General features: G+C 60.5%; 18 protein-coding genes. 7 read left to right on the plus strand and 11 right to left on the minus strand.

Translation table 11 applies throughout. The features are described 5' to 3' along the window. Window positions 1–4 precede the first annotated feature (4 nt). The 4 genes from ileS (at window position 5) to ispH (ending at window position 4,779) form a co-directional block, all read left to right on the plus strand. Window positions 5–2,836: an isoleucine--tRNA ligase gene (ileS, locus tag ACF8C6_RS10295; protein ID WP_392499182.1), complete on the plus strand. Its 2,832-nt coding sequence runs from the start codon at window positions 5–7 to the stop codon at window positions 2,834–2,836. Further along, entirely contained in the window at window positions 2,829–3,338 is a 510-nt protein-coding gene (gene lspA / locus ACF8C6_RS10300; RefSeq protein ID WP_392499183.1) for a signal peptidase II, read from the plus strand. The genes ileS and lspA overlap by 8 nt, the downstream gene beginning before the upstream one ends. After that, entirely contained in the window at window positions 3,331–3,768 is a 438-nt protein-coding gene (fkpB, locus tag ACF8C6_RS10305) for an FKBP-type peptidyl-prolyl cis-trans isomerase (RefSeq protein ID WP_392499184.1), read from the plus strand. The genes lspA and fkpB overlap by 8 nt, the downstream gene beginning before the upstream one ends. 66 nt (window positions 3,769–3,834) lie before the next feature. Next, entirely contained in the window at window positions 3,835–4,779 is a 945-nt protein-coding gene (ispH, locus tag ACF8C6_RS10310; protein ID WP_392499185.1) for a 4-hydroxy-3-methylbut-2-enyl diphosphate reductase, read from the plus strand. Between the two features lie 71 nt (window positions 4,780–4,850). On the opposite strand, the gene ACF8C6_RS10315 is transcribed toward ispH, so the two are convergent. The 7 genes from ACF8C6_RS10315 to ACF8C6_RS10345 all read right to left on the minus strand — a co-directional run bounded on the left by ACF8C6_RS10315 (window position 4,851) and on the right by ACF8C6_RS10345 (window position 12,479). Next, window positions 4,851–5,240, minus strand: a complete 390-nt coding sequence (locus ACF8C6_RS10315; RefSeq protein ID WP_392499186.1) for a type IV pilin protein — start codon at window positions 5,238–5,240, stop codon at window positions 4,851–4,853. After that, window positions 5,240–9,829, minus strand: coding sequence for a pilus assembly protein PilY (locus ACF8C6_RS10320; protein WP_392499187.1), 4,590 nt, complete (start codon window positions 9,827–9,829; stop codon window positions 5,240–5,242). The genes ACF8C6_RS10315 and ACF8C6_RS10320 overlap by 1 nt, the downstream gene beginning before the upstream one ends. A gap of 49 nt (window positions 9,830–9,878) precedes the next feature. After that, entirely contained in the window at window positions 9,879–10,319 is a 441-nt protein-coding gene (locus ACF8C6_RS10325) for a PilX N-terminal domain-containing pilus assembly protein (RefSeq protein ID WP_392499188.1), read from the minus strand. Then, window positions 10,316–10,909 carry a PilW family protein gene (locus ACF8C6_RS10330; RefSeq protein WP_392499189.1) on the minus strand — a complete coding sequence of 198 codons (594 nt, stop codon included), beginning with the start codon at window positions 10,907–10,909 and terminating at the stop codon, window positions 10,316–10,318. Before ACF8C6_RS10330 ends, ACF8C6_RS10325 begins: the two co-directional genes overlap by 4 nt. Next, window positions 10,906–11,415 (minus strand): type IV pilus modification protein PilV, encoded by a 510-nt coding sequence (gene pilV / locus ACF8C6_RS10335; protein ID WP_392499190.1) that lies wholly within the window; start codon window positions 11,413–11,415, stop codon window positions 10,906–10,908. Before pilV ends, ACF8C6_RS10330 begins: the two co-directional genes overlap by 4 nt. 2 nt (window positions 11,416–11,417) lie before the next feature. After that, entirely contained in the window at window positions 11,418–11,873 is a 456-nt protein-coding gene (locus tag ACF8C6_RS10340; protein WP_392499191.1) for a GspH/FimT family pseudopilin, read from the minus strand. A 99-nt stretch (window positions 11,874–11,972) separates the two neighbouring features. Continuing rightward, entirely contained in the window at window positions 11,973–12,479 is a 507-nt protein-coding gene (locus ACF8C6_RS10345; RefSeq protein WP_392499192.1) for a GspH/FimT family pseudopilin, read from the minus strand. Between the two features lie 99 nt (window positions 12,480–12,578). Here ACF8C6_RS10345 and ACF8C6_RS10350 point away from each other — a divergent pair, with 99 nt between their 5' ends. Beyond that, entirely contained in the window at window positions 12,579–13,640 is a 1,062-nt protein-coding gene (locus ACF8C6_RS10350; RefSeq protein ID WP_392499414.1) for an NAD(P)/FAD-dependent oxidoreductase, read from the plus strand. A 116-nt stretch (window positions 13,641–13,756) separates the two neighbouring features. Here the strand turns inward: ACF8C6_RS10350 and ACF8C6_RS10355 are convergent, their stop codons facing one another. The 4 genes from ACF8C6_RS10355 to ACF8C6_RS10370 all read right to left on the minus strand — a co-directional run bounded on the left by ACF8C6_RS10355 (window position 13,757) and on the right by ACF8C6_RS10370 (window position 18,078). Beyond that, window positions 13,757–15,097 (minus strand): sigma-54-dependent transcriptional regulator, encoded by a 1,341-nt coding sequence (locus tag ACF8C6_RS10355; RefSeq protein WP_392499193.1) that lies wholly within the window; start codon window positions 15,095–15,097, stop codon window positions 13,757–13,759. A gap of 2 nt (window positions 15,098–15,099) precedes the next feature. Beyond that, the gene (locus ACF8C6_RS10360; RefSeq protein ID WP_392499194.1) at window positions 15,100–16,692 is read right to left on the minus strand and encodes a sensor histidine kinase; all 1,593 of its coding nucleotides are present in this window, start codon (window positions 16,690–16,692) and stop codon (window positions 15,100–15,102) included. Next, entirely contained in the window at window positions 16,682–16,909 is a 228-nt protein-coding gene (locus ACF8C6_RS10365) for a PP0621 family protein (protein WP_392499195.1), read from the minus strand. Before ACF8C6_RS10365 ends, ACF8C6_RS10360 begins: the two co-directional genes overlap by 11 nt. 146 nt (window positions 16,910–17,055) lie before the next feature. After that, window positions 17,056–18,078, minus strand: coding sequence for an outer membrane protein assembly factor BamD (locus ACF8C6_RS10370; RefSeq protein ID WP_392499196.1), 1,023 nt, complete (start codon window positions 18,076–18,078; stop codon window positions 17,056–17,058). Window positions 18,079–18,224: 146 nt separating this feature from the next. On the opposite strand from ACF8C6_RS10370, the gene rluD reads away from it, so the two are divergent. Together rluD and pgeF are read left to right on the plus strand one after the other, a co-directional pair. After that, the gene (gene rluD / locus ACF8C6_RS10375) at window positions 18,225–19,196 is read left to right on the plus strand and encodes a 23S rRNA pseudouridine(1911/1915/1917) synthase RluD (RefSeq protein ID WP_392499197.1); all 972 of its coding nucleotides are present in this window, start codon (window positions 18,225–18,227) and stop codon (window positions 19,194–19,196) included. Next, window positions 19,180–19,914, plus strand: a complete 735-nt coding sequence (pgeF, locus tag ACF8C6_RS10380; RefSeq protein ID WP_392499198.1) for a peptidoglycan editing factor PgeF — start codon at window positions 19,180–19,182, stop codon at window positions 19,912–19,914. Before rluD ends, pgeF begins: the two co-directional genes overlap by 17 nt. Window positions 19,915–20,019 lie beyond the last annotated feature (105 nt).

Consider the following 20,019-nt stretch of genomic DNA (forward strand, 5'->3'; position numbering starts at 1 on the left):
TGAGATGACCGACTACAAAGCCACGCTGAACCTCCCGGAAACTGCCTTCCCGATGAAGGCCGGCCTGCCGCAGCGCGAGCCGCAGACCCTGGCGCGCTGGGACAGCATTGGCCTGTACCAGAAGCTGCGGGAGATCGGCGCCAACCGGCCGAAGTTCGTCCTGCACGACGGCCCGCCCTACGCCAACGGCAACATCCATATCGGTCACGCGGTCAACAAGATCCTCAAGGACATGATCGTCCGCTCCAAGACCCTGGCCGGCTTCGACGCCCCCTACGTGCCGGGCTGGGACTGCCACGGCCTGCCGATCGAGCACAAGGTGGAGACCACCTTCGGCAAGAACCAGCCGTCTGACCTGACCCGCGAGCGCTGCCGCAGCTATGCCGGCGAGCAGATCGAGGGGCAGAAGGCCGACTTCATCCGTCTGGGTGTGCTGGGCGAGTGGGACAATCCGTACAAGACCATGGCCTTCGCCAACGAGGCCGGCGAAATCCGTGCCCTGGCCGAGATGGTCAGGCAGGGCTTCGTGTTCAAGGGCCTGAAGCCGGTCAACTGGTGCTTCGACTGCGGCTCGGCGCTGGCCGAGGCCGAGGTGGAGTATCAGGACAAGAAGTCCGATGCCATCGACGTGGCCTTCCCGATCGAGGATGCCGACAAGCTGGCGGCTGTCTTCGGTCTGAGTGAGCTGAACAAGCCCGCCGCCATCGTGATCTGGACCACCACCCCCTGGACCATCCCGGCCAACCAGGCGCTGAACGTCCATCCCGAATTCAGCTACGCGCTGGTCGATACCGGCGAGCGCCTGCTGGTGCTGGCCGAGGAGCTGGTCGAGGCTTGCTTGCAACGCTATGGCCTGGCTGGCGAGATCATCGGTCGCGCCGAAGGTCGTGCGCTGGAGCTGATTCGCTTCCGTCATCCGTTGTACGAGCGCTTCTCGCCGGTGTACCTGGCCGAATACGTCGAGCTGGGTGCCGGTACCGGCGTGGTGCACTCCGCGCCCGCCTACGGCGAGGACGACTTCCGCACCTGCATGCAGTACGGCATGAGCAACGATGACATCCTCAGCCCGGTGCAGAGCAACGGTGTGTATGTCAGCGAGCTGCCGTTCTTTGGCGGCCAGTTCATCTGGAAGGCCAACCCGGCCATCGTTGAAAAACTCGGCGAAGTCGGTGCGCTGCTCAAGCACGAGAGCATCCAGCACAGCTACATGCACTGCTGGCGGCACAAGACCCCGCTGATCTACCGCGCCACTGCGCAGTGGTTCGTCGGCATGGACAAGCAGGCTCACGACGGCACCACCCTGCGTGAACGTGCCCTGGCCGCCATCGAGCAGACCCAGTTCGTCCCGGCCTGGGGTCAGGCGCGCCTGCACGGCATGATCGCCGGGCGCCCGGACTGGTGCATCTCGCGCCAACGCAACTGGGGCGTGCCGATCCCGTTTTTCCTGCACAAGGCCACGGGCGAGTTGCACCCGCGTACCGTCGAGCTGATGGAGGACGTGGCCAAACGCGTTGAAGAGCAGGGTATCGAGGCTTGGTTCAAGCTCGATGCCGCCGAGCTGCTGGGTGCCGAGGCGGCCGACTACGACAAGATCAGCGACACCCTGGACGTCTGGTTCGACTCCGGTACTACCCACTGGCACGTGCTGCGTGGCTCGCACCCGCTGGGCCATGAGGCTGGCCCGCGTGCCGACCTGTATCTGGAAGGCTCCGACCAGCACCGTGGCTGGTTCCACTCCTCGCTGCTGACGGGCTGCGCCATCGACGGCCACGCGCCCTACAAGGCGCTGTTGACCCACGGCTTCGTGGTCGACGAGAACGGCCGCAAGATGTCCAAGTCGCTCGGCAACGTGGTCGCGCCGCAGGAGGTCAACGACAGCCTGGGCGCCGACATCATGCGCCTGTGGGTCGCCTCCACCGACTATTCCGGCGAGATGGCCGTATCCAAGGTCATCCTGCAGCGCAGCGCCGACGCCTACCGGCGTATCCGTAACACCATGCGTTTCCTGCTCGCCAACCTTGGTGACTTCGACCCGGCCAAGGACCTGCTGCCGGCCGAGCAGATGCTCGACCTGGATCGCTGGGCGGTGGATGCCGCTGCGCGCCTGCAGGCCGAGATCATCGAAGCCTACGGCGAATACCGCTTCTGGAACGTCTATTCCAAGGTGCACAACTTCTGTGTGCAGGAACTGGGCGGCTTCTACCTGGACGTGATCAAGGATCGCCAGTACACCACTGCCGCCAATAGCGCGGCGCGCCGCTCCTGCCAGAGCGCCCAGTACCACATCGCCGAGGCGCTGGTGCGCTGGATTGCGCCGATTCTCGCCTTCACCGCCGATGAGGTGTGGTCGTTCCTGCCGGGTGAGCGTAACGAGTCGGTAATGCTCAACACCTGGTACGAAGGTCTTGAGCGCCTGCCGCAGGGCTTCGAGCTGGATGTCGCCTACTGGGCGCAGCTCACCGAGGTGCGGGCCGCAGTTAACAAGGAACTGGAAAACCTGCGCAACAGCAAAGCCATCGGTGGCAACCTGCAGGCCGAGGTGACGCTGTACGGCGATGAGGCGCTGGCACCAGCCCTGGCCAAGCTTGACGACGAACTGCGCTTTGCTCTGATTACCTCCGCTGCGACCGTTGCGCCGCTGGCCGATGCGCCGGCCGATGCGGTGGCTACCGAGATGCCGGGGTTGAAGTTGAAGATCGTCAAATCGACACACGCCAAGTGCGGACGCTGCTGGAACTTCGTGGCCGATGTCGGCAGTCATGCCAACCACCCGGAACTGTGCGGTCGTTGCGTGAGCAACATCGAGGGTGACGGTGAGGTGCGCAAGCATGTCTGATACTTCGCGCTTTGGGCGCCTGGCCTGGCTGTGGCTGGCCGCGCTGGTGTTGTTTCTTGATCAGGGCAGCAAGCAGTTGGTGTTGCAGGTCCTGGAATATGGCCAGCGCGTGACCGTTATTGACGGCTACTTCGACTGGGTGCACGTCTACAACCGTGGTGCTGCATTTAGCTTCCTGGCGGGTGAGTCCGGTTGGCAGCGTTGGTTCTTCGCCGCCATCGCCGTTGGTGTCAGCGCCGTACTAGTGGTATGGCTGACGCGCCTCAAGCGCGACGAGACCTGGCTGGCCGTCGCGTTGGCCATGGTCCTCGGTGGTGCGTTGGGCAATCTGTATGACCGTGTGGTGCTGGGTCATGTGGTTGATTTCATCCTGGTGCACTGGCGTAACGTGCATTACTTCCCTGCCTTCAACCTGGCTGACAGCGCCATCACCGTCGGTGCCATCATGCTGGCGCTGGATATGTTCAAGAGCAAGAAGTCCGGAGAACCCGCCCATGACTGATCTGCGTATCGGGCCGGACAAGGAAGTCACCCTGCATTTCGCCCTCAAGCTGGAAAACGGTGATGTGGTCGACAGCACCTTTGACAAGCAGCCAGCCACTTTCAAGGTCGGCGATGGCAACCTGCTGCCGGGTTTCGAAGCCGCGCTCTATGGCTTCAAAGCCGGCGACAAGCGCAGCCTGCAGATCGAGCCAGAGAGTGCTTTCGGTCAGCCCAACCCGCAGAACGTGCAGGTGATGCCCCGTGGCCAGTTTGCCGACATGGAGTTGTCCGAAGGGCTGCTGATCATCTTTAACGATGCGGCCAATGCCGAGTTGCCGGGCATCGTCAAAGCCTTCGACGAGCAGCAGGTGACCATCGATTTTAATCACCCGCTGGCCGGCAAGACCCTGAGTTTCGATGTGGAAATCATCGAGGTTCGTCCAGTCTGACCTGCTTCACCGGGGAGAGGCGTACACTCTCCCCATTGCCTTCATCGCGCCGTCGAGACTTCCAGCATGCAAATCAAACTTGCCAACCCACGTGGCTTTTGCGCAGGCGTCGACCGCGCCATCGAAATCGTCAATCGCGCCCTGGAAGTATTTGGCGCGCCGATCTACGTGCGTCATGAGGTGGTGCATAACAAGTTTGTCGTCGAAGACTTGCGCGCCCGTGGTGCCGTGTTTGTCGAGGAGCTTGACCAGGTCCCCGACAATGTCATCGTTATCTTCAGTGCGCATGGCGTTTCCCAGGCGGTGCGCCAGGAAGCTGAGCGTCGTGGTCTCAAGGTGTTCGATGCCACCTGCCCGCTGGTGACCAAGGTGCATATGGAGGTAGCCCGTTACAGCCGCGACGGCCGTGAGTGCATCCTCATCGGCCACGAGGGTCATCCGGAAGTCGAAGGCACCATGGGGCAGTATGACCGCAGCAATGGTGGCGAGATTTACCTGGTCGAGGACGAGGCTGATGTGGCGGCTCTGCAGGTGCGTAATCCGGAGAACCTGGCCTTCGTGACCCAGACCACTTTGTCGATGGACGACACCAGTAAGGTTATCGATGCTCTGCGTACCAAGTTTCCCAGCATCGGCGGCCCGCGCAAGGATGACATCTGTTACGCCACCCAGAACCGCCAGGATGCGGTCAAGCAGTTGGCCGCCGAGTGCGATGTGGTGCTTGTCGTGGGTAGCCCCAACAGCTCCAACTCCAATCGCCTGCGCGAGCTGGCTGAGCGCCTGGAAACCCCAGCCTATTTGATCGATGGTGCAGAAGACCTGCAGCAGGAGTGGTTTACCTGTGCTCAGCGCGTAGGTATTACGGCGGGCGCCTCCGCTCCCGAGGTGCTGGTGCGGGGGGTGGTCGAGAAGTTGCGCGGCTGGGGCGCGACTGGCGCAGAAGAGCTGGATGGCCGGCCGGAGAACGTAACCTTTTCGATGCCGAAAGAGTTGCGGGTTAAGGCGCTGTAGCGAGAGAAGTTAGTTTTCGAGCAAAGAAAGGGGCAGTCTCATTAAGAGCCTGCCCCTTTCTTTTTACTGCTTTACCAGTTGCATTGATTGGCTAGAGTGCCGCCCCGCACATTGGCTTGTGTCAGCGTTAGGCTGCCGTTCAGACGGGCCGCGGCAGTGGCTGTTGCTGTAAGGGTGTAGGTCGCTGCCGCTGCTGCAGTGATGGCAACCCCGAACTTCTGGCTACTGGATCCAAAGCCATTCAGTGACGCATTGGTGTAGGTGCCGCCATTTTGCGCGCGATAGCGTTCCATAAAGTTTGCTGCCCCCGTAATGAGCGCCTTCCCATCCTCGCATTCTGCGCGCTCTATGTACTGGGTGTAGCTGGGTATGGCAATCGCCGCCAGGATTGCCAGGATGGCAACAGCTACCACTAGTTCAACTAACGTAAAGCCTGTCTGCTTTTTCATGTCGATATACATTATTCGGCCTTTTCGTCGGTCCAGTAGGTGCGTGGGGTGCTAGGGACCCATTTGCAATTTGGGTTCGCATCGCAGCGGCATTTTTCCGGGTTTGGCGATGTGGCACAGCTAGGCGGTGGCGTAGTGGGATCACCTTGAGGTACGAGTTGTGAGGGGTCGTTGTATACCCAGCAGCTGTTGCCTTGACAGTAGAGTTGAGGGTTGGATGGCAGACTGCTGCCCTTGATGACCTCGTAGCGGCTTTCATACAGCGCAGTGGAATTGATCAGATTGACGGCATAAGCGCGACTTGTACCGGCCGCGGCTTGGCAGGCACTTTGGTTCACGCTTGGTTCATAGGTGTTGAAATAAAGCTCACCATTGATAACAAGCGGTCGTGAGAGCACTTTTTCGCCATCGCGAGTTAGACGTATAAACCAGCCTGACTTCTCCAGAAGCGCTGCCTCCTGCTCCTCTGTCGCTGTAACAAGGCTTGTGGCGTCATAGAGATCAGCCTCTGTCAGGACTCCGCCTGTATTGCCGAGGTCGGCTGTGCGGAACGAGTAAAAGCGGTCATCAATTACTTTGTTGAGTGGATGGCCGCGATAGCCAGAGCCGATATTGACTGTCAGGTTGAGCTCATTTTCGACAGTCGCCAGGGCGATCTCGGGTTCGTGATAGAAGCGCCGGGCATCCGTTACTCCAGTCCCTGCAATGCTGGCGAAAACGCCACCGGAAACAAGGCCATTACCTGTGCTGCCATTATTCACATGGAAGCGCCAAACCTGGCCGCCCATATCGCCAACGAATATCTGACCGGCCAGGCCTTGAGGGTCGGTATAAGGGACGCCGTTTGCGTCGACTTGTAGCGAGATCACCGTGGTGCCGCTCGGAACGCTGTACTGCATATTGATGCCGGCACCCGATGCGGACCAGAGCAAATCTCCGGTCCGGGCATCTACGACAAAGAGATCGTTACCTTGGTCGTCAGTGGTGCGGATGGTGGCGTTATCTTGGTCTGGATCGTAGCCGCCACCGAAGACCAGTACATCTTTAATGGTCGTGCCTACTTTCATCTTGGCTCTTACCGGAGCAGACCATGTTTGCCCCAGGCGTTCAAAGCCAGCAGTGCTGCCCCCATAGATGCTCCACAGCAGGCTCGGGGAAGTTGGGTTGGTGATATTTAATGCATATATATCGCGACCACCTCTGCCCATGCTGGCATAGGCATAAACAAACTCACCAGTGTCGATCACACCGTTGCCGTTCTCATCGTTAGTCCAGACGGTGACGGTGTTGTCCATGCCGTAGATATGGGTATTAGTACCAATATTGGCATTGGCTCTGAGGCGCTTGATATTCGGTAGAAGGGTTTCTGGCATGAAAGCAAACTGTTCTTGCCCCGTTGAGGTGTCGAACATCTGCACGAAGCCTTCGTTGGTGCCGAGAATCGCGCTTTGGGCTGTCGCCGAGTAAGTGATCAAGCTGGGTGTGGCGTGGATTGGATCGCCCATTGCCTGCCGGCTCACACCCGGATCATTCGGATCATAGCCGCGGATATAAGTGATCAGGTCTTGCCGTTCCTGGGGGGCTGTTACGCCAAGTTTTTCCGCAGTCAACGCAGTGTTGCTAGTGGCTAGTGCGCTGAGGCCACTGCCTACGTTGGTGTAAAGACGGCGCGAGTCAGGTGAGGGGAGACGGGATGCAGCGCCGCCAGCGGCTACCTGGTTACCATCGTTACTTTCGGACCACCAACTGCGTGCGTCTTTTCGGAAGAATCCGGTGTTGGTATCAATGGCTGCCAGGCCATCCTGGTCTACGATCCAGGCCTGACCATTGGCGGTAGCCATTCGATAGCGTTTCAGGTTACCAGTCCAGCGATCGGACAGTGCCGGGCGGAAGAGCGAGAAATAGAGTTCGTCCTTGTTGTCCTGTCGGTTGAAGGAGTTCACCGGAGCACTGGCGCTGACAAAGGTCGTGTCAGTGGCCTGCACTTGCTGCAGGATCGCGTTGAATGCTTTGGAGAGCGAAGAGGCATTTTCAGCAGAATAGAATCCACCGCCACCTTGTGAGGCCAAATCTCGAAGGAAGTTCTTGATGAAACCACGTTCGGTTTCATTTCGAGCATCGAGAGCGAAACCGACAGTATGTGTGGTGACGAAGTTGTCGCCTTCGAAAGAGGACTGATCGGTGGTGGCCAGCCAGCGAGCCAGTTCGCGGCCGCATAGTTCGTCATTAAAGCCGATGCCGCTAGTGCTGCAGCTGCCTACGCCCGGTAGTCCGGCAATCCCGGTAGTCGCCGTGGTGCTGGTACCTTCAGGTTTACCGTCGGTCAGCAGCACCATGTGAGTGGGCTGGCACGCACTAGTAATTGGGCTGGGGTTAGCGTTGCTGTGATAGCGCTCGGACAGGTAACGAGCCCCTTCATACAAAGCAGGCACTATCGGCGTGCCGCCGCTGGCGTTCATCCCTTGCACAAGGCTATTCACCTGAGTGCGTACAGTTCGATAGTTGGTGCCCATGCCGCCGCTTTCCAGCTTGATGCGCAGCTTGATCGAATCTGCTGGGCTGCTGTCGTACGCCGTTACGCCGTAATCACTACCGGAGGAATATTTGAGGATGATGGATAGTGCGTTCCCGTCATTCCAGCCATTTGTGCCGCTTTTGGCGAATACGTTTTGCAGGGCAGTGTTGAGCGCTGCACCCGAGCAGATGGTCTGCTCTCCACTAAGAGAGCACGCAGTGCCTCCTCCGTTACCACCTACGAGACTGCGGGAGCCGAGGTTGTCGTTGTTGGTCAGCAACTCGGATGAGTTTGCCGTGTCCTCAACGTGGACGGTGACGTCAGCGCTGCCGCTACCGCTGCCGCGCGTGACGATTACTTGGGCGTCTAGCACCTGTGCACCGCGTATCACAGGCATGTTTTCGTAACGGGCGCCAATGTGAGTGGTCGGATTGGCGAGGGGCATGAAATTGTCGTTAACCGACACCGGATTGCTGGTCGTGCAGCCCCACCAATTGCACGATTGACTCGTGTACTGACGTGCATCGTTCTTGGGGGCAGTGACACGTGCTTCGAAAACCGGGCGGAAACAGCCGTTCTCCCCACCTTGATAGGTAATTTTAAGAACCGGTTTGAGAGATGATCCATCGACACTGTAGGTAGTGCGAGTGCCGTCACCTGCTGTTGGTTCTATGAAAAAGGCCATGGCGTTGTTGCCACACCAAGCGCTATTGCTGACGATTTCCTGAGCCTGTTGGAGAACCGTAGGGCCTTCTATGTAACGAGGCGGGTTCTCTGTACGCCACTCTGCGGGGGTCCATGTGGCGCTGGAAGTTTTGTTTCGGCTGGTAAAGTCTTCCGCGCTGCTGAAGGGAGTGGCATTGCCCGTATTCTGTGCGCTGACGGAAAAGGTTACGGGGCGGTCATCGGAGCTTGCAGGTACAAAGTCGATGCGAGCTGAAGTAATAGTCGCGCCCTGAGGAATGGCGACGTTCTGGAATCTCAGGCCAGTTGTGCGGGAGGCGTTGGTGCCGCCCGTATACTGCACCGTCAGAGTAGGTGCATTGGCGCTATCGCCGACGTAATAACTGTAGTTATTGTTGCGGGTTGCTCGTAGCTGAAGTCCCAAATCTCCAATAGGGTCAGTGGATGGAGCCACGCCTTGGAGGCTTGTCAGTAGAGTTGTTATATCGATTCGGAACTTGTTTCCAGCTGTCCAGCTATCAGGGAGCCTTGCGGCATCATTGCGGCTGATGTTGAGCGACAGCCCGAAGTCGCGATCTGAAATGGTCGTGGCGTCGTTATAAGCGGCCGGTGTCTTGGTGTTCTCAAGTTTGATATTGAGGTCGGGCTTGTTGCCTGGGCTGTTCACTGCCGTCACGCTCAGTACGGCGGAAGTAATGGTTGCCCCCTGCGGAATGTTCAGGTTGCGAAACAGGAAAAGACCGGTTTGGCCACCACTGCTTTGCGCGTTCAGTTGCGTCTTGGTCCCGCTGTCGCAGTTATCTCGTGTCGTGCCAATCTTGACGGAGCAACTGTAGTTACTCTTTATGTAGTAACTGGAGTTGTCGTTTGAGTAAGTGCTGTTGCTGCCCAGGTCGCGAGTCACGGTGTTGCCGGCGTGAGCACTTAGATTGCCCATGACCAGCGTCGGGTTCGTGACGTTGGTGCTGCCGGATAGACGGCTGGCATCATCTGCAGAAACTAGGATTTCTGGTGTGGCCGCTGCGATGCCGACAGGGCCGTCAATGAACTCAACGGGATAAACTGTTCGTGTGTTTCCGTAGTCCGAGCGTGCGTTAAGTGCCATTACACCAACGTTCACTCCGTTGGTGTTGGTAATGATGTCGTTGAAAGACTGTTTGAGTACTTCCATTCGGCTTGGGCCATGGGAGGACTGAGTCGGCGTTGAGTCCCTGTCCAGGCGCCAGGCCATAGAGCCTGAGTTATCGAGAATGAAGAGTACGTTTGGCTTGGCGCCTGAGTTTGCTGTGGGGCCACCAAAGAAAATCTCTGTGTCGTCCGCTTGGCTGAAGGCGCTGTGCAATATCAGGCTGCAGGCTAGGGCCGATGAAAGCGTTTTTTGAAGAAAATGCTTGTTGTTCATTTGTCTGTTCCTTGGTCGGTCGGGCCGCTAATAGTCCCGACTGCAATTGCTAATTGAGTTGGCGACGCTGGCCGCCTTGCATGTGGATTGCAGTCGCTGTGCAGTCGCCCGAAGCGCAGACTTGGCCGGTGCTGTGTAAGCTGAAACAGTTGAGGGAGATTCTTCCGACACCCGATCCTGGGCAGGGACCAGAGTATGTGGTGACGACAGTGGACAGCTCGGCTGGATAGCCAGTTCTCGGCGTTCCAACTTGCTGATTGCTCCAATCTTCGGGGAAAGCGGAGTTGTCGCTGGCAGCAAAGTACTGGGTTGTCCATCGCTGCAGGCCACTTTCGGCCGCCTGGAATGCTGCGTTCTGCTGTTCGCTGTTCGAGGCGATGCGCAGTTGCAGGCTGGACTGATTGGCGGCGCTGATGGCCAGCAAGGTCAGCATCAGAAGCAGGAGTAGACTGACGACCAGCACCATGCCTTGTTGTTTATGCAGGCTCATAGCAGTTTATTCCTCAGTTCATAGGTGCCGCTGAATGTTCGGTTGTTCAAAGACTGAGAGGTTGCGCCTCGCGAGTCGCTGACAGTAATACTGATGCGCACCGCTGTTGACGTAATAGGGCTCCCGGTGGGGATGAAGGCGACAGCCATGCTGGCGTTGTCCAGGATGGGGTCTCCATTACGCGAGATGCCGCCATTGGCGTTGCTGTAGGTGACGGCTGGTTCATTCCAGGTCAGCTCTTGATAAGTGCCTGCGCTGTCGGTGCAGCCGGTTCCCGGGTCGGCAAAGCGAAACGTCACTGTAGTTGCGCTGCTGCTGGTTACGGCGTCATCCGGCAGGGTTGATCCGTCAGCAAGGACAAACTCGGCGTCCGCAGCGGTACAGCCCTGGTAGCCGGCGCGGCGCGCATCTGCGCCAATGATCTCGAGGGCAACGCGCCCGGCTTCCTGCATGCGTGCCAGTTCGTTGTTGCTGCGGCTGGAAAAGAACGAGTTGCCGAACAGGTCAGTGACGCCGAGTATCAGGATGGTGCTGATCAGCACTGCCACCATGACCTCAACGAGGGACATGCCCAATTCTCTGTGCTTCATAGTTCGGCCACCACTTGAATGTTCTGCGTGCTATCGCCATCGGCAGTAGCGTCCTGCCACTGGATGGTGATGGTGTACAGATTGCTGCCTGCAGTGCGGACGATGCTGGTGTTGGCACTGTCCACGTTTGGCAGGCTGGCTCTCACCATTTGGCACCATTGCGCCAGATCTTGAACTGCCTGGGCGCTGCCGGCAGCCTGTTGGCCACCGGCAGGGGTTGCGCAGGTTGGCAAAGCCGATAGCGCATAGGCATCGTTTTGCACTGCGTAGCTGACTTTGCGTGTTTCCAGCGAGTTGGCCAGCACCTTATTGGCACGCATGCGCTCGACAATGTCGTAGGCCAGGATCGAGGCCTGGCTGCGTGAGTAAGCCCCTTCGTTGGATTGCTGGCTGCGTACCATCAAACTGGCCATGCCCAGAAGCCCGACGGCAAGCACGACCAACGCGACCATCACTTCGATCAGGGTGAATCCTCGGCTTCGGTTATCCATTGCTTTGCTTGTCATGCTTAGTCGACCTTGGCGTGCCCGATGGTATTGACGACAACGTTATGGCTGCCGACTGTCAGTGTGCCGCCATCTGATCTGCCATCACTGCGGAAGGTGATGGCGTTGCCGGAAACGGTGACACCATCTATCGCAGAAATGGCGCGGATAACGGTTCCGGCGGCGGTTCGTATGACGCCTCCATCTGCCCATGACCCGCCGCAGGCGCTCTGGTCGTTACTGGCGCAGACCGTAACACTGGTTCGTCTTGTTACAGCTTCGCTGCGGGCCACCATAAGCGCGCCGAGTAGTTCGTTGCTGACAGAGGTTTCTCTGCTGGACTGCATCATTGGGCCGTAGTTAGGGAGAGCCACGAGGGCGACGATGGCCACGATGGCGAGCACGACCATAAGCTCAATGAGCGTGAAGCCCTTGTCGCTTCGGGGGCACTGGAAATGGGGGCTGCAAATGCTGGACATGGCTGTCTCTATTTAGGGCTATCTGAGTCTCAAGGTAATCAACGGCTAATGGCATCGCTATTATTCGCGGACAGGCGTAGCAAAAGTGCGATGAATGACTCATCCGCATCGCGCGCTTGCAATCGGCGCTCTCTGTTTCACCCGGCCACCCAGGCTGATGACGACCTGGCGAAGCGGTTTTCCTCCTCTGCATAAGGTCATGGTTCCATTGCTGGCCCTGGTTGTGCCGTCCTGCTCATAGGCCAGGTAGCTCAGGTGACGGAAGCTATTCCAATGCCAGTGCAGCTCATCAGGCAACTCGGCGGTGTGATCGAGATGCTCGCCGGCATCCCGGCGGCCGTTGCGGTTTGCATCATGAAAGATCTCAATTCGGCCTTTCCAGACACGGCTCGAACAATCGCCGCTGCACAGCAGCATGAGGCGGCGACTGAAAACAGCCGTGCTGCGCGCGTGGTTGATTGTTCCGAGCATCTGGTTGATGGCGGCCGTTTCGTTATTGCTCTGGACGATATTCGCCAGTGAGGGGGTAGCGAGGGTGAGTACAATGGACAGAATCGTCAAAACGACCATCAACTCAACCAGGCTCATGCCTTGGTTGTCTTTCATCGTCAGCATCCTTGCTGGTTGTCGAGTTCGGAAGGAAAGTCGAGCGTGCAAAGTCCTTTTGCGTCGAAAGTGATTATTGTTGGCGGTGGTGTCATTGGCATGCTCAGCGCGCTACGTTTGTTGCAGGCTGGGCAGCAGGTCACACTTATCGAGCGCACGAAGCTGGGTCTTGAGGCCTCTTGGGCGGGGGGAGGTATCGTTTCGCCTCTCTATCCTTGGCGTTACAGCCCCGCAGTGACGGCGCTTTCCGCCTTTTCACAGCATGTTTACCCGGTGCTGGCGGAGGAGTTGCTTGAGGCTGTTGGTATTGATCCAGAGGTTCACGAGACGGGACTCTATTGGCTTGACCTGGAGGACGAAGCGTCCGCGCTCGAATGGGCGGCTCGTGCAGACAAGCCTTTACACGCGGTAGATATCGACGAAGTCGTATCGCGAGTAGGGTCATTGGGGCGGTGCTTCGCCCGTGCACTGTGGATGCCGGGCGTGGCCAACGTTCGCAATCCCCGGCTGCTCAAGGCACTGCGCGCTACGCTGCTGGCGATGCCGGGCTTCAGCTTGCTGGAGGATGTGGGGCTGGTGGGTTTGGAGCCGCTACCCTCGAATGGTTTTCGGCTCTTGCTGAAGAGCGGGAGCCTGAAGGCGGAGCGGGTTGTCATCGCAGCAGGGTCCTGGAGTGGTCGGCTGCTAAGTGAGCTTGGATTCGACCTCCCGGTCGAGCCAGTCAAAGGCCAGATGATTCTTTACAAGTGTGCCGATGACTTCCTGCCGTCCATGGTGCTGGCCAAGGGGCGTTATGCGATTCCGCGCAGGGATGGGCATATTCTTGTGGGCAGCACCTTGGAGCACGCCGGCTTTGACAAAACCCCGACCGAGGAGGCGCTGGCGAGTTTGAAGGCTTCTGCCGAAGAGCTGCTGCCGGGCTTGGCGGATGCCGAGGTGGTCGGGCATTGGGCTGGTTTGCGCCCGGGCTCGCCTGAGGGGATTCCTTTCATCGGTGAAGTACCGGAGTACCCGGGGCTGTGGCTGAACTGTGGCCATTACCGCAATGGCTTGGTGTTGGCCCCGGCGTCTTGCGAGTTGCTGAAGAACCTGATGCTGGGTGAGGCGCCTATCATTGATCCGGCCCCCTATGCGCCCGCCGGGCGCTTGGGGCGATTGTGAGCGGAGTGGTTGCGCTGACGCTGGGTTGCCAATAGCGCCTACAGCAGAGTGTCCTAGATCGCGTGCCGGGCTTCGCAGGGCTCAGCCCGGCCTACAGTGGCTGTAGGCGTTTAGACCTAGTCGATGCCCAGCTTCTTCAGTCGATAGCGCATCGAGCGGAAGGTCAGACCCAGGCGTTGGGCCGCGGCGGTGCGGTTCCAGCGGGTTTCCTCCAGGGCCTGCATGATCAGCTTGCGTTCGATCTCTTCCAGGTAGTCTTCGAGGTTGTCGATCTGCGCCAGCGAGGCTTCGCCGGCTTCCGTGGCAGGGCTGGCGTCGGCCAGGCGCAGGTCGTGCGCCTGGATCTGGTCGTTTTCGCACAGGGTGTAGGCGCGTTCCAGCATGTTCTCCAATTCGCGCACGTTGCCGGGAAAGCGATAGCACTTGAGCTTGTCCAGTGCTTCATCGGTGAGCTTGGCGGCCGCCAGGCCGCTGCCTTCGCTCAGGCGCTTGAGCATGGTGTCGGCCAGCAGTGGTATATCTTCGCGGCGTTCGCGCAGGGCAGGAACACGCAGTTCGATGACGTTGAGGCGATAGAACAGGTCCTGGCGGAAGCGTTCGGCGGCGACTTCTGCCGCCAGATCCTTGTGGGTGGCGCAGAGGATGCGCACGTCGACCACTACTTCCTGCTGGCCGCCCACGGCGCGCACGGCTTTTTCCTGAATGGCACGTAGCAGTTTGACCTGCATCGACAGGGGTAGATCAGCGACTTCGTCGAGGAACAGGGTGCCGCCGTTGGCGGCCTGAAACAGGCCCTGCTTGTCTTCGATGGCACCGGTAAAGCTGCCTTTCTTGTGGCCGAAGAACTCGCTCTCCATCAGCTCCGAAGGGATGGCGCCGCAGTTGACCGGCACAAAGGGTTTTTCCGCCCGTGGGCCCTGTTCGTGGATCAAGCGGGCCACCAGCTCCTTGCCACTGCCGGATTCGCCGCTGATGTAGACCGGCGCCTGGCTGCGCGCCAGCTTCTGGATCTGGTTGCGCAGGGTTTTCATCGGCGGCGACTCGCCGAGCAGGCGGGTATCCACCGGACCTTCCGCTTCCTCGCCGCTGCGCAGGCGCAGAGCCGTTGCGACCAGCTCGCGCAGGCGACCGAGGTCGACCGGCTTGGTCAGGAAGTCGAAGGCGCCGGCCTTGAGTGCGTTGATCGCGGTATCCAGGCTGCCGTACGCGGTGATCATCGCCACCGGTACCTGGGCGTGGCGCTGCTGGATGTACTGGACCAGTTCCAGGCCCGTGCCGTCGGGCAGGCGCATGTCGGTCAGGCACAGGTCGAAGGGCTCGCGGGCCAGCCACTCGCGGGCTTCCTTGACGTTACGCGCGCTGCGCGTGTCGAGCTTCATGCGCCCCAGGGTGATTTCCAGGAGTTCGCGGATGTCGGGTTCGTCGTCGACGATCAGGGCTCTCTGCCGGATGCTCATGTTCAGCTCAATTTTCGTGGGTGGGCGAAGGTGATGCGGAAGCAGCTGCCGCCACCTTCGCGTGGTTGGTAGTGCAGGCGTGCCTGGTTGCTCTCGCACAGCTCGCGAGAGATATACAGGCCCAGGCCAGTTCCCTTGTTGTCGGTGGTGTAGAAGGGTTCGAAGATGTGCTGCACCTGCTCCGGCGGTACCCCGGGGCCGTCATCCAGCACTTCCAGCGTGGGTAGATCGCTGTCCTCATCACGATACAGCTTGAGCCAGACCTGGCCGAGCTGGTGAGTCTGCGCGCTGTAGCGCAGGCCGTTCTGCACCAGGTTGGTCAGCACCTGGGTCAGCTGGTGGGGGTCCATACGGGTCTGCAGGCCGCCGCCGGTGGCCTCCAGATGCAGGGACTGATCCAGGCGTGCCGAGTTGCGAAATTCGCTGGCGAAGCGATGCAGCCAGTACTTCAGGTCCAGCAACTGGGGTTCGGCCTGGCGCCGTCTTGAGAGTTGCAGAACGTTCTCGATGACCATGTTCATGCGCCGCGAGTGATCCTGGATGATCTGGGCCAGGCGCCTGTCCGGCTCCTCCAGATCTTCCGACTCCTGTAACAGCTGGGCGGCGTGGCTGATGGCGCCCAGCGGGTTGCGGATTTCGTGGGCGATGCCGGCGGTCAGGCGGCCAAGAGAGGCCAGTTTGAGTTGCTGGGCCTGCTGGGTTATTTGCGAGATATCGTCGAGAAACACCAGGGTGTGCTGTTCTTCACCGCGCTGCAGGGGCACGAAGCTTGGCTGCAATACAGGGCCATCCGGCACGGCGTGCAGGCTCTGTGGGCGCAGCGTCGGGTTGTGCAGCCATTGCTGCAGGCGCTTGACCAGCTCCGGGCTGTGTGGGTCCAGCACTTTGCCTTCCAGAGCGGGGCGGCCGAGCATGCTCAGAGCGCCCTGGTTGGCGAGCAGCACGCGGTGCTGCTTATCGAGCACCAGGATGCCGGTGCGCATGCGTTGCAGGATCAGCGCGTTGAGCTCCTCCAGGCTGGCGACATCAACGGCGCGCTGTTCGGCCAGTGTTTCGCTCTGTTGCAGGCGTTTGGTCAGGCCTTGAAGGAAGAGGGCGGCGGCGAAGCACAAGGCGCCGAGAGCGCCGGCCTGGACGAACTGGGTGGCCGAGGCTGGGCGCAGCAGGCTTAAGTAAAAGGTCAGTGCCAGCAGCCCCAGGGCGGCGACGGCGGCGATAAACAGGCCGATACGCCCGCGCAGCATGATGTTGGCGATGGCCACGGCGACCACCAGCAGGTTGCCGATACCGCTGGGCGTGCCGCCAGCGGCAAAGAACAGGGCGCTCAGCATCAGCACGTCGGTCAGTGCCAGCGTGAAGACTTGGGCGGGGTGGCGCGGACGCTGCAGTAATGCGGCCACCAGCACATTGAGGATCAGGTAGGCCCAGCTGCCGTAACGGAACAGCTGCTCATGGGCCAGTTGCAGCAACTCGCTGTCCAGTTGACTGGAAATCAGCAGAACCAGCGCCAGGCCGACCGTGACCCGGTACAGGTTATACAGGCGCAGCACGCGGCGGCCTGGGTTGCCGCCGAGCGTCAGCTCTTCAGCGCTCACTGTGGCTGCTGTCCTGGTTCAGGTGGGCCTGGCTGCAATACCAGCGCGTGCCTTGTGGCAGGGCTTTGTCACGTGGGACATGCACGCCGCAGTGTGCGCAGCGCACCATTGGCGCTGGCTGTTCGGCTTCGGTGGCGGCGGGTTTGGGGCGGTTGATGCGGCGCCAGAGCCACACGGCGGCGGCAATCAGGGCGATCCAGAACAGCAGGCGGACCATAGCGGACTCTTCTTGTGGGCAAGTGGTCAGTTTAGCCAAGGAGGCAGGTGCGGTGCAGCAGGAAAAACGCGCACACGTGCGCGGCTACGCGGCTTGCAGGCATGAAAAAGGGAGGCCAGGCCTCCCTTCGTTTGTGCTCGCTGAGTTCAGTCGAACAGGCCGAACGTCATGTAGCTGAACCAGGAGCGGTCAGCGTTGTTGCCTTCGGCTTCGGACTGCAGATCTTCAGCAGCCTCGTCCTGATTTTCCGGCAGCAGTTCATCCGGGATGGCCTCCTGGGCATCTTCGTACTGGCGAATGACATCCTGGCTGGCGCGGGTCTCGCCTGGCGGCAACGGAGCGTCCGTTTCGATCAGGCCGAGGGTGGCCTTGGCCAGCCAGGAGCGGTTGTCGGCTTCTTCTTCGCGCGGCACGAACTGGCCGTCGACCAGGCTGGCGTGGTCCGGGTAGTTGAGCTTGAGGGTTTCCAGGCTGGTGGCGGCTAGGTCGTTGAGCTCCAGGCGCTGATAGGCTTCGACCATCACGGCCAGACCGTCGGCCACGGCTGGGGTTTCCTGGAAGTTTTCCACTACGTAGCGACCACGGTTGGCCGCAGCGACGTAGGCCTGACGTGTCAGGTAGTAGTGGGCCACGTGGATGTCATAGGCCGCCAGCAGGTTGCGCAGGTAAACCATGCGCGCCTTGGCGTCCGGGGCGTAACGGCTGTTGGGGAAGCGGCTGGTCAGCTGGGCGAACTCGTTGTAGGAGTCGCGGGCGGCACCGGGATCACGCTTGGTCAGGTCCAGCGGCACGAAGCGGGCGATCAGGCCACGGTCCTGGTCGAAGGAGGCCAGGCCCTTGAGGTAGTAGGCGTAGTCGACGTTGGGGTGCTGCGGATGCAGGCGGATGAAGCGCTCGGCGGCGGACTTGGCGGCTTCGGGCTCGACGTTCTTGTAATAGGCGTAGATCAGTTCGAGCTGGGCCTGCTCGGCATAGCGACCGAACGGGTAACGCGACTCCAAGGCTTTCAGCTTGGCAGTGGCGTTGTTGTAGCTATTGTTATCGAGGTCTTCCTGAGCCTGCTGGTAGAGTTCGGACTCGCTGAGGTTCTCGTCCACTTCCGGTTTGTTGGAAGAGCAGGCGGCAGTGATGGCGAGGGTGGCGATCAGCAGCAGGTGTTTCACTTGCATGGTGGCTTGCGTCCCTGTGACGGCGGCTGTCTAGGCCTCTACCGTCCTGTTATGATGGGCGCCCCGGAAACGCCGGGACAAAGACGCCGTATTTAACCACAGCGTGTCGCCGAAACCAAAAGCCGCACAGCCCGCCTCAGTAGCCCATGTCCGAAGACTCCGATCAGCTCATCCAACTCTCCGCCGAAGTCCCTTCCGAGCTCGGTGGCCAGCGCCTCGACCAGGTCGCCGCTCAGCTGTTCGACGAGTATTCGCGCTCGCGCCTGTCCGGCTGGATCAAGGATGGTCGCCTGACCGTCGACGGTGCCGTGCTGCGGCCTCGGGACATCGTTCACAGCGGCTCTGTGCTGGCCCTGGAGGCCGAACAGGAGGCCCAGGGTGAGTGGCTGGCTCAGGACATCCCGCTGAACATCGTCTACGAGGACGAGCATCTGCTGGTGATCGACAAGCCGGCGGGGCTGGTTGTCCATCCGGCAGCCGGGCACGCCGATGGCACCCTGCTCAACGCCCTGCTGCACCATGTGCCGGACATCATCAACGTGCCGCGCGCCGGCATCGTTCATCGCCTGGACAAGGACACCACCGGCCTGATGGTGGTGGCCAAGACCCTGCAGGCGCAGACCAAGCTGGTCGATCAGCTGCAGAAACGCAGCGTCAGCCGTATCTATGAGTGCATCAGCATTGGCGTGATTACCGCCGGCAGCACCATCAACGCTCCGATCGGGCGCAGCTCGGCCAACCGCCAGCGTATGGCGGTGATCGATGGCGGCAAGCCGGCGATCACCCACTACCGCGTGCTGGAGCGCTTCCGCTCGCACACCCACGTGCGGGTCAAGCTGGAGACCGGGCGTACCCACCAGATTCGCGTGCACATGACCCATGTCGGTTACCCACTGGTGGGCGATCCCCTCTACGCGGGGCGTTTCCGTATTCCGCCAGCGGCCAGTCCGACCCTGGTGCAGACCTTGCGTGAGTTCCCGCGCCAGGCGCTGCATGCACGCTTCCTCGAGTTGGAGCACCCGGAAACCGGCAAGCGCATGAAGTGGGAGTCGCCGCTGCCGGAAGATCTGGTCTGGCTGCTGTCGCTGCTGCGTCAGGACAATGAATCCTTCGTCTGAGTGGTTGTTGCCGGACTGGCCCGCACCGGCCAATGTGCGTGCCTGTGTCACCACGCGTGCCGGCGGTGTAAGCGCCGAACCCTTTGCCAGCTTCAATCTGGGTGACCACGTCGAGGACGACCCGCAGGCCGTGACGGCGAATCGTCAGCGCCTGCGTGCAGCGCTGGGCTGCGAGCCGGCCTGGCTGCGTCAGGTGCACAGCCCTGATGCGGTGCCGGCCGATTGCACTCAGGTGCTGACCGCGGACGCCAACTGGACGGATGTGCCGGGGCGTGCCTGTGCGGTGTTGACCGCTGACTGCCTGCCGGCGCTGTTCTGCGATCGTGCCGGCACCCGTGTCGCGGCGGCCCATGCCGGCTGGCGTGGCTTGGCTGGCGGCGTGCTGGAAAACACCCTGGCGGCCCTGGACATGCCGGCAAGCGAGGTGCTGGTCTGGCTCGGGCCGGCCATCGGTCCGCAATCCTTCGAGGTGGGCGCGGAAGTGCGCGACGCCTTTCTGGCCAGCCATCCACAGGCCGCGTTGGCCTTTCGAGCCAGTGCCAATCCCGGCAAGTTTCTGGCCGACCTCTACAGCCTGGCACGGATCCGTCTAGCCGCTGCCCGTGTCACCGCTGTGTATGGTGGTGGCCTGGATACCTATACCGATCCGCGTTTCTTTTCCTACCGACGCGCTGCCCGGACCGGGCGTTTCGCTTCGCTGATCTGGCGGGTCGACTGATCCGCATCAACCCTGCCCTGCTTGAATCGGGCAAAACTGTCCTTATCTACAGTGCAATACCGGGCTTCACTATCGGGAGCAGTTCAGCGCTCCGGCCCGCTTTCA

It is taken from the genome of Pseudomonas sp. zbq_18, from assembly GCF_043102245.1.
Taxonomy (GTDB): domain Bacteria; phylum Pseudomonadota; class Gammaproteobacteria; order Pseudomonadales; family Pseudomonadaceae; genus Aquipseudomonas.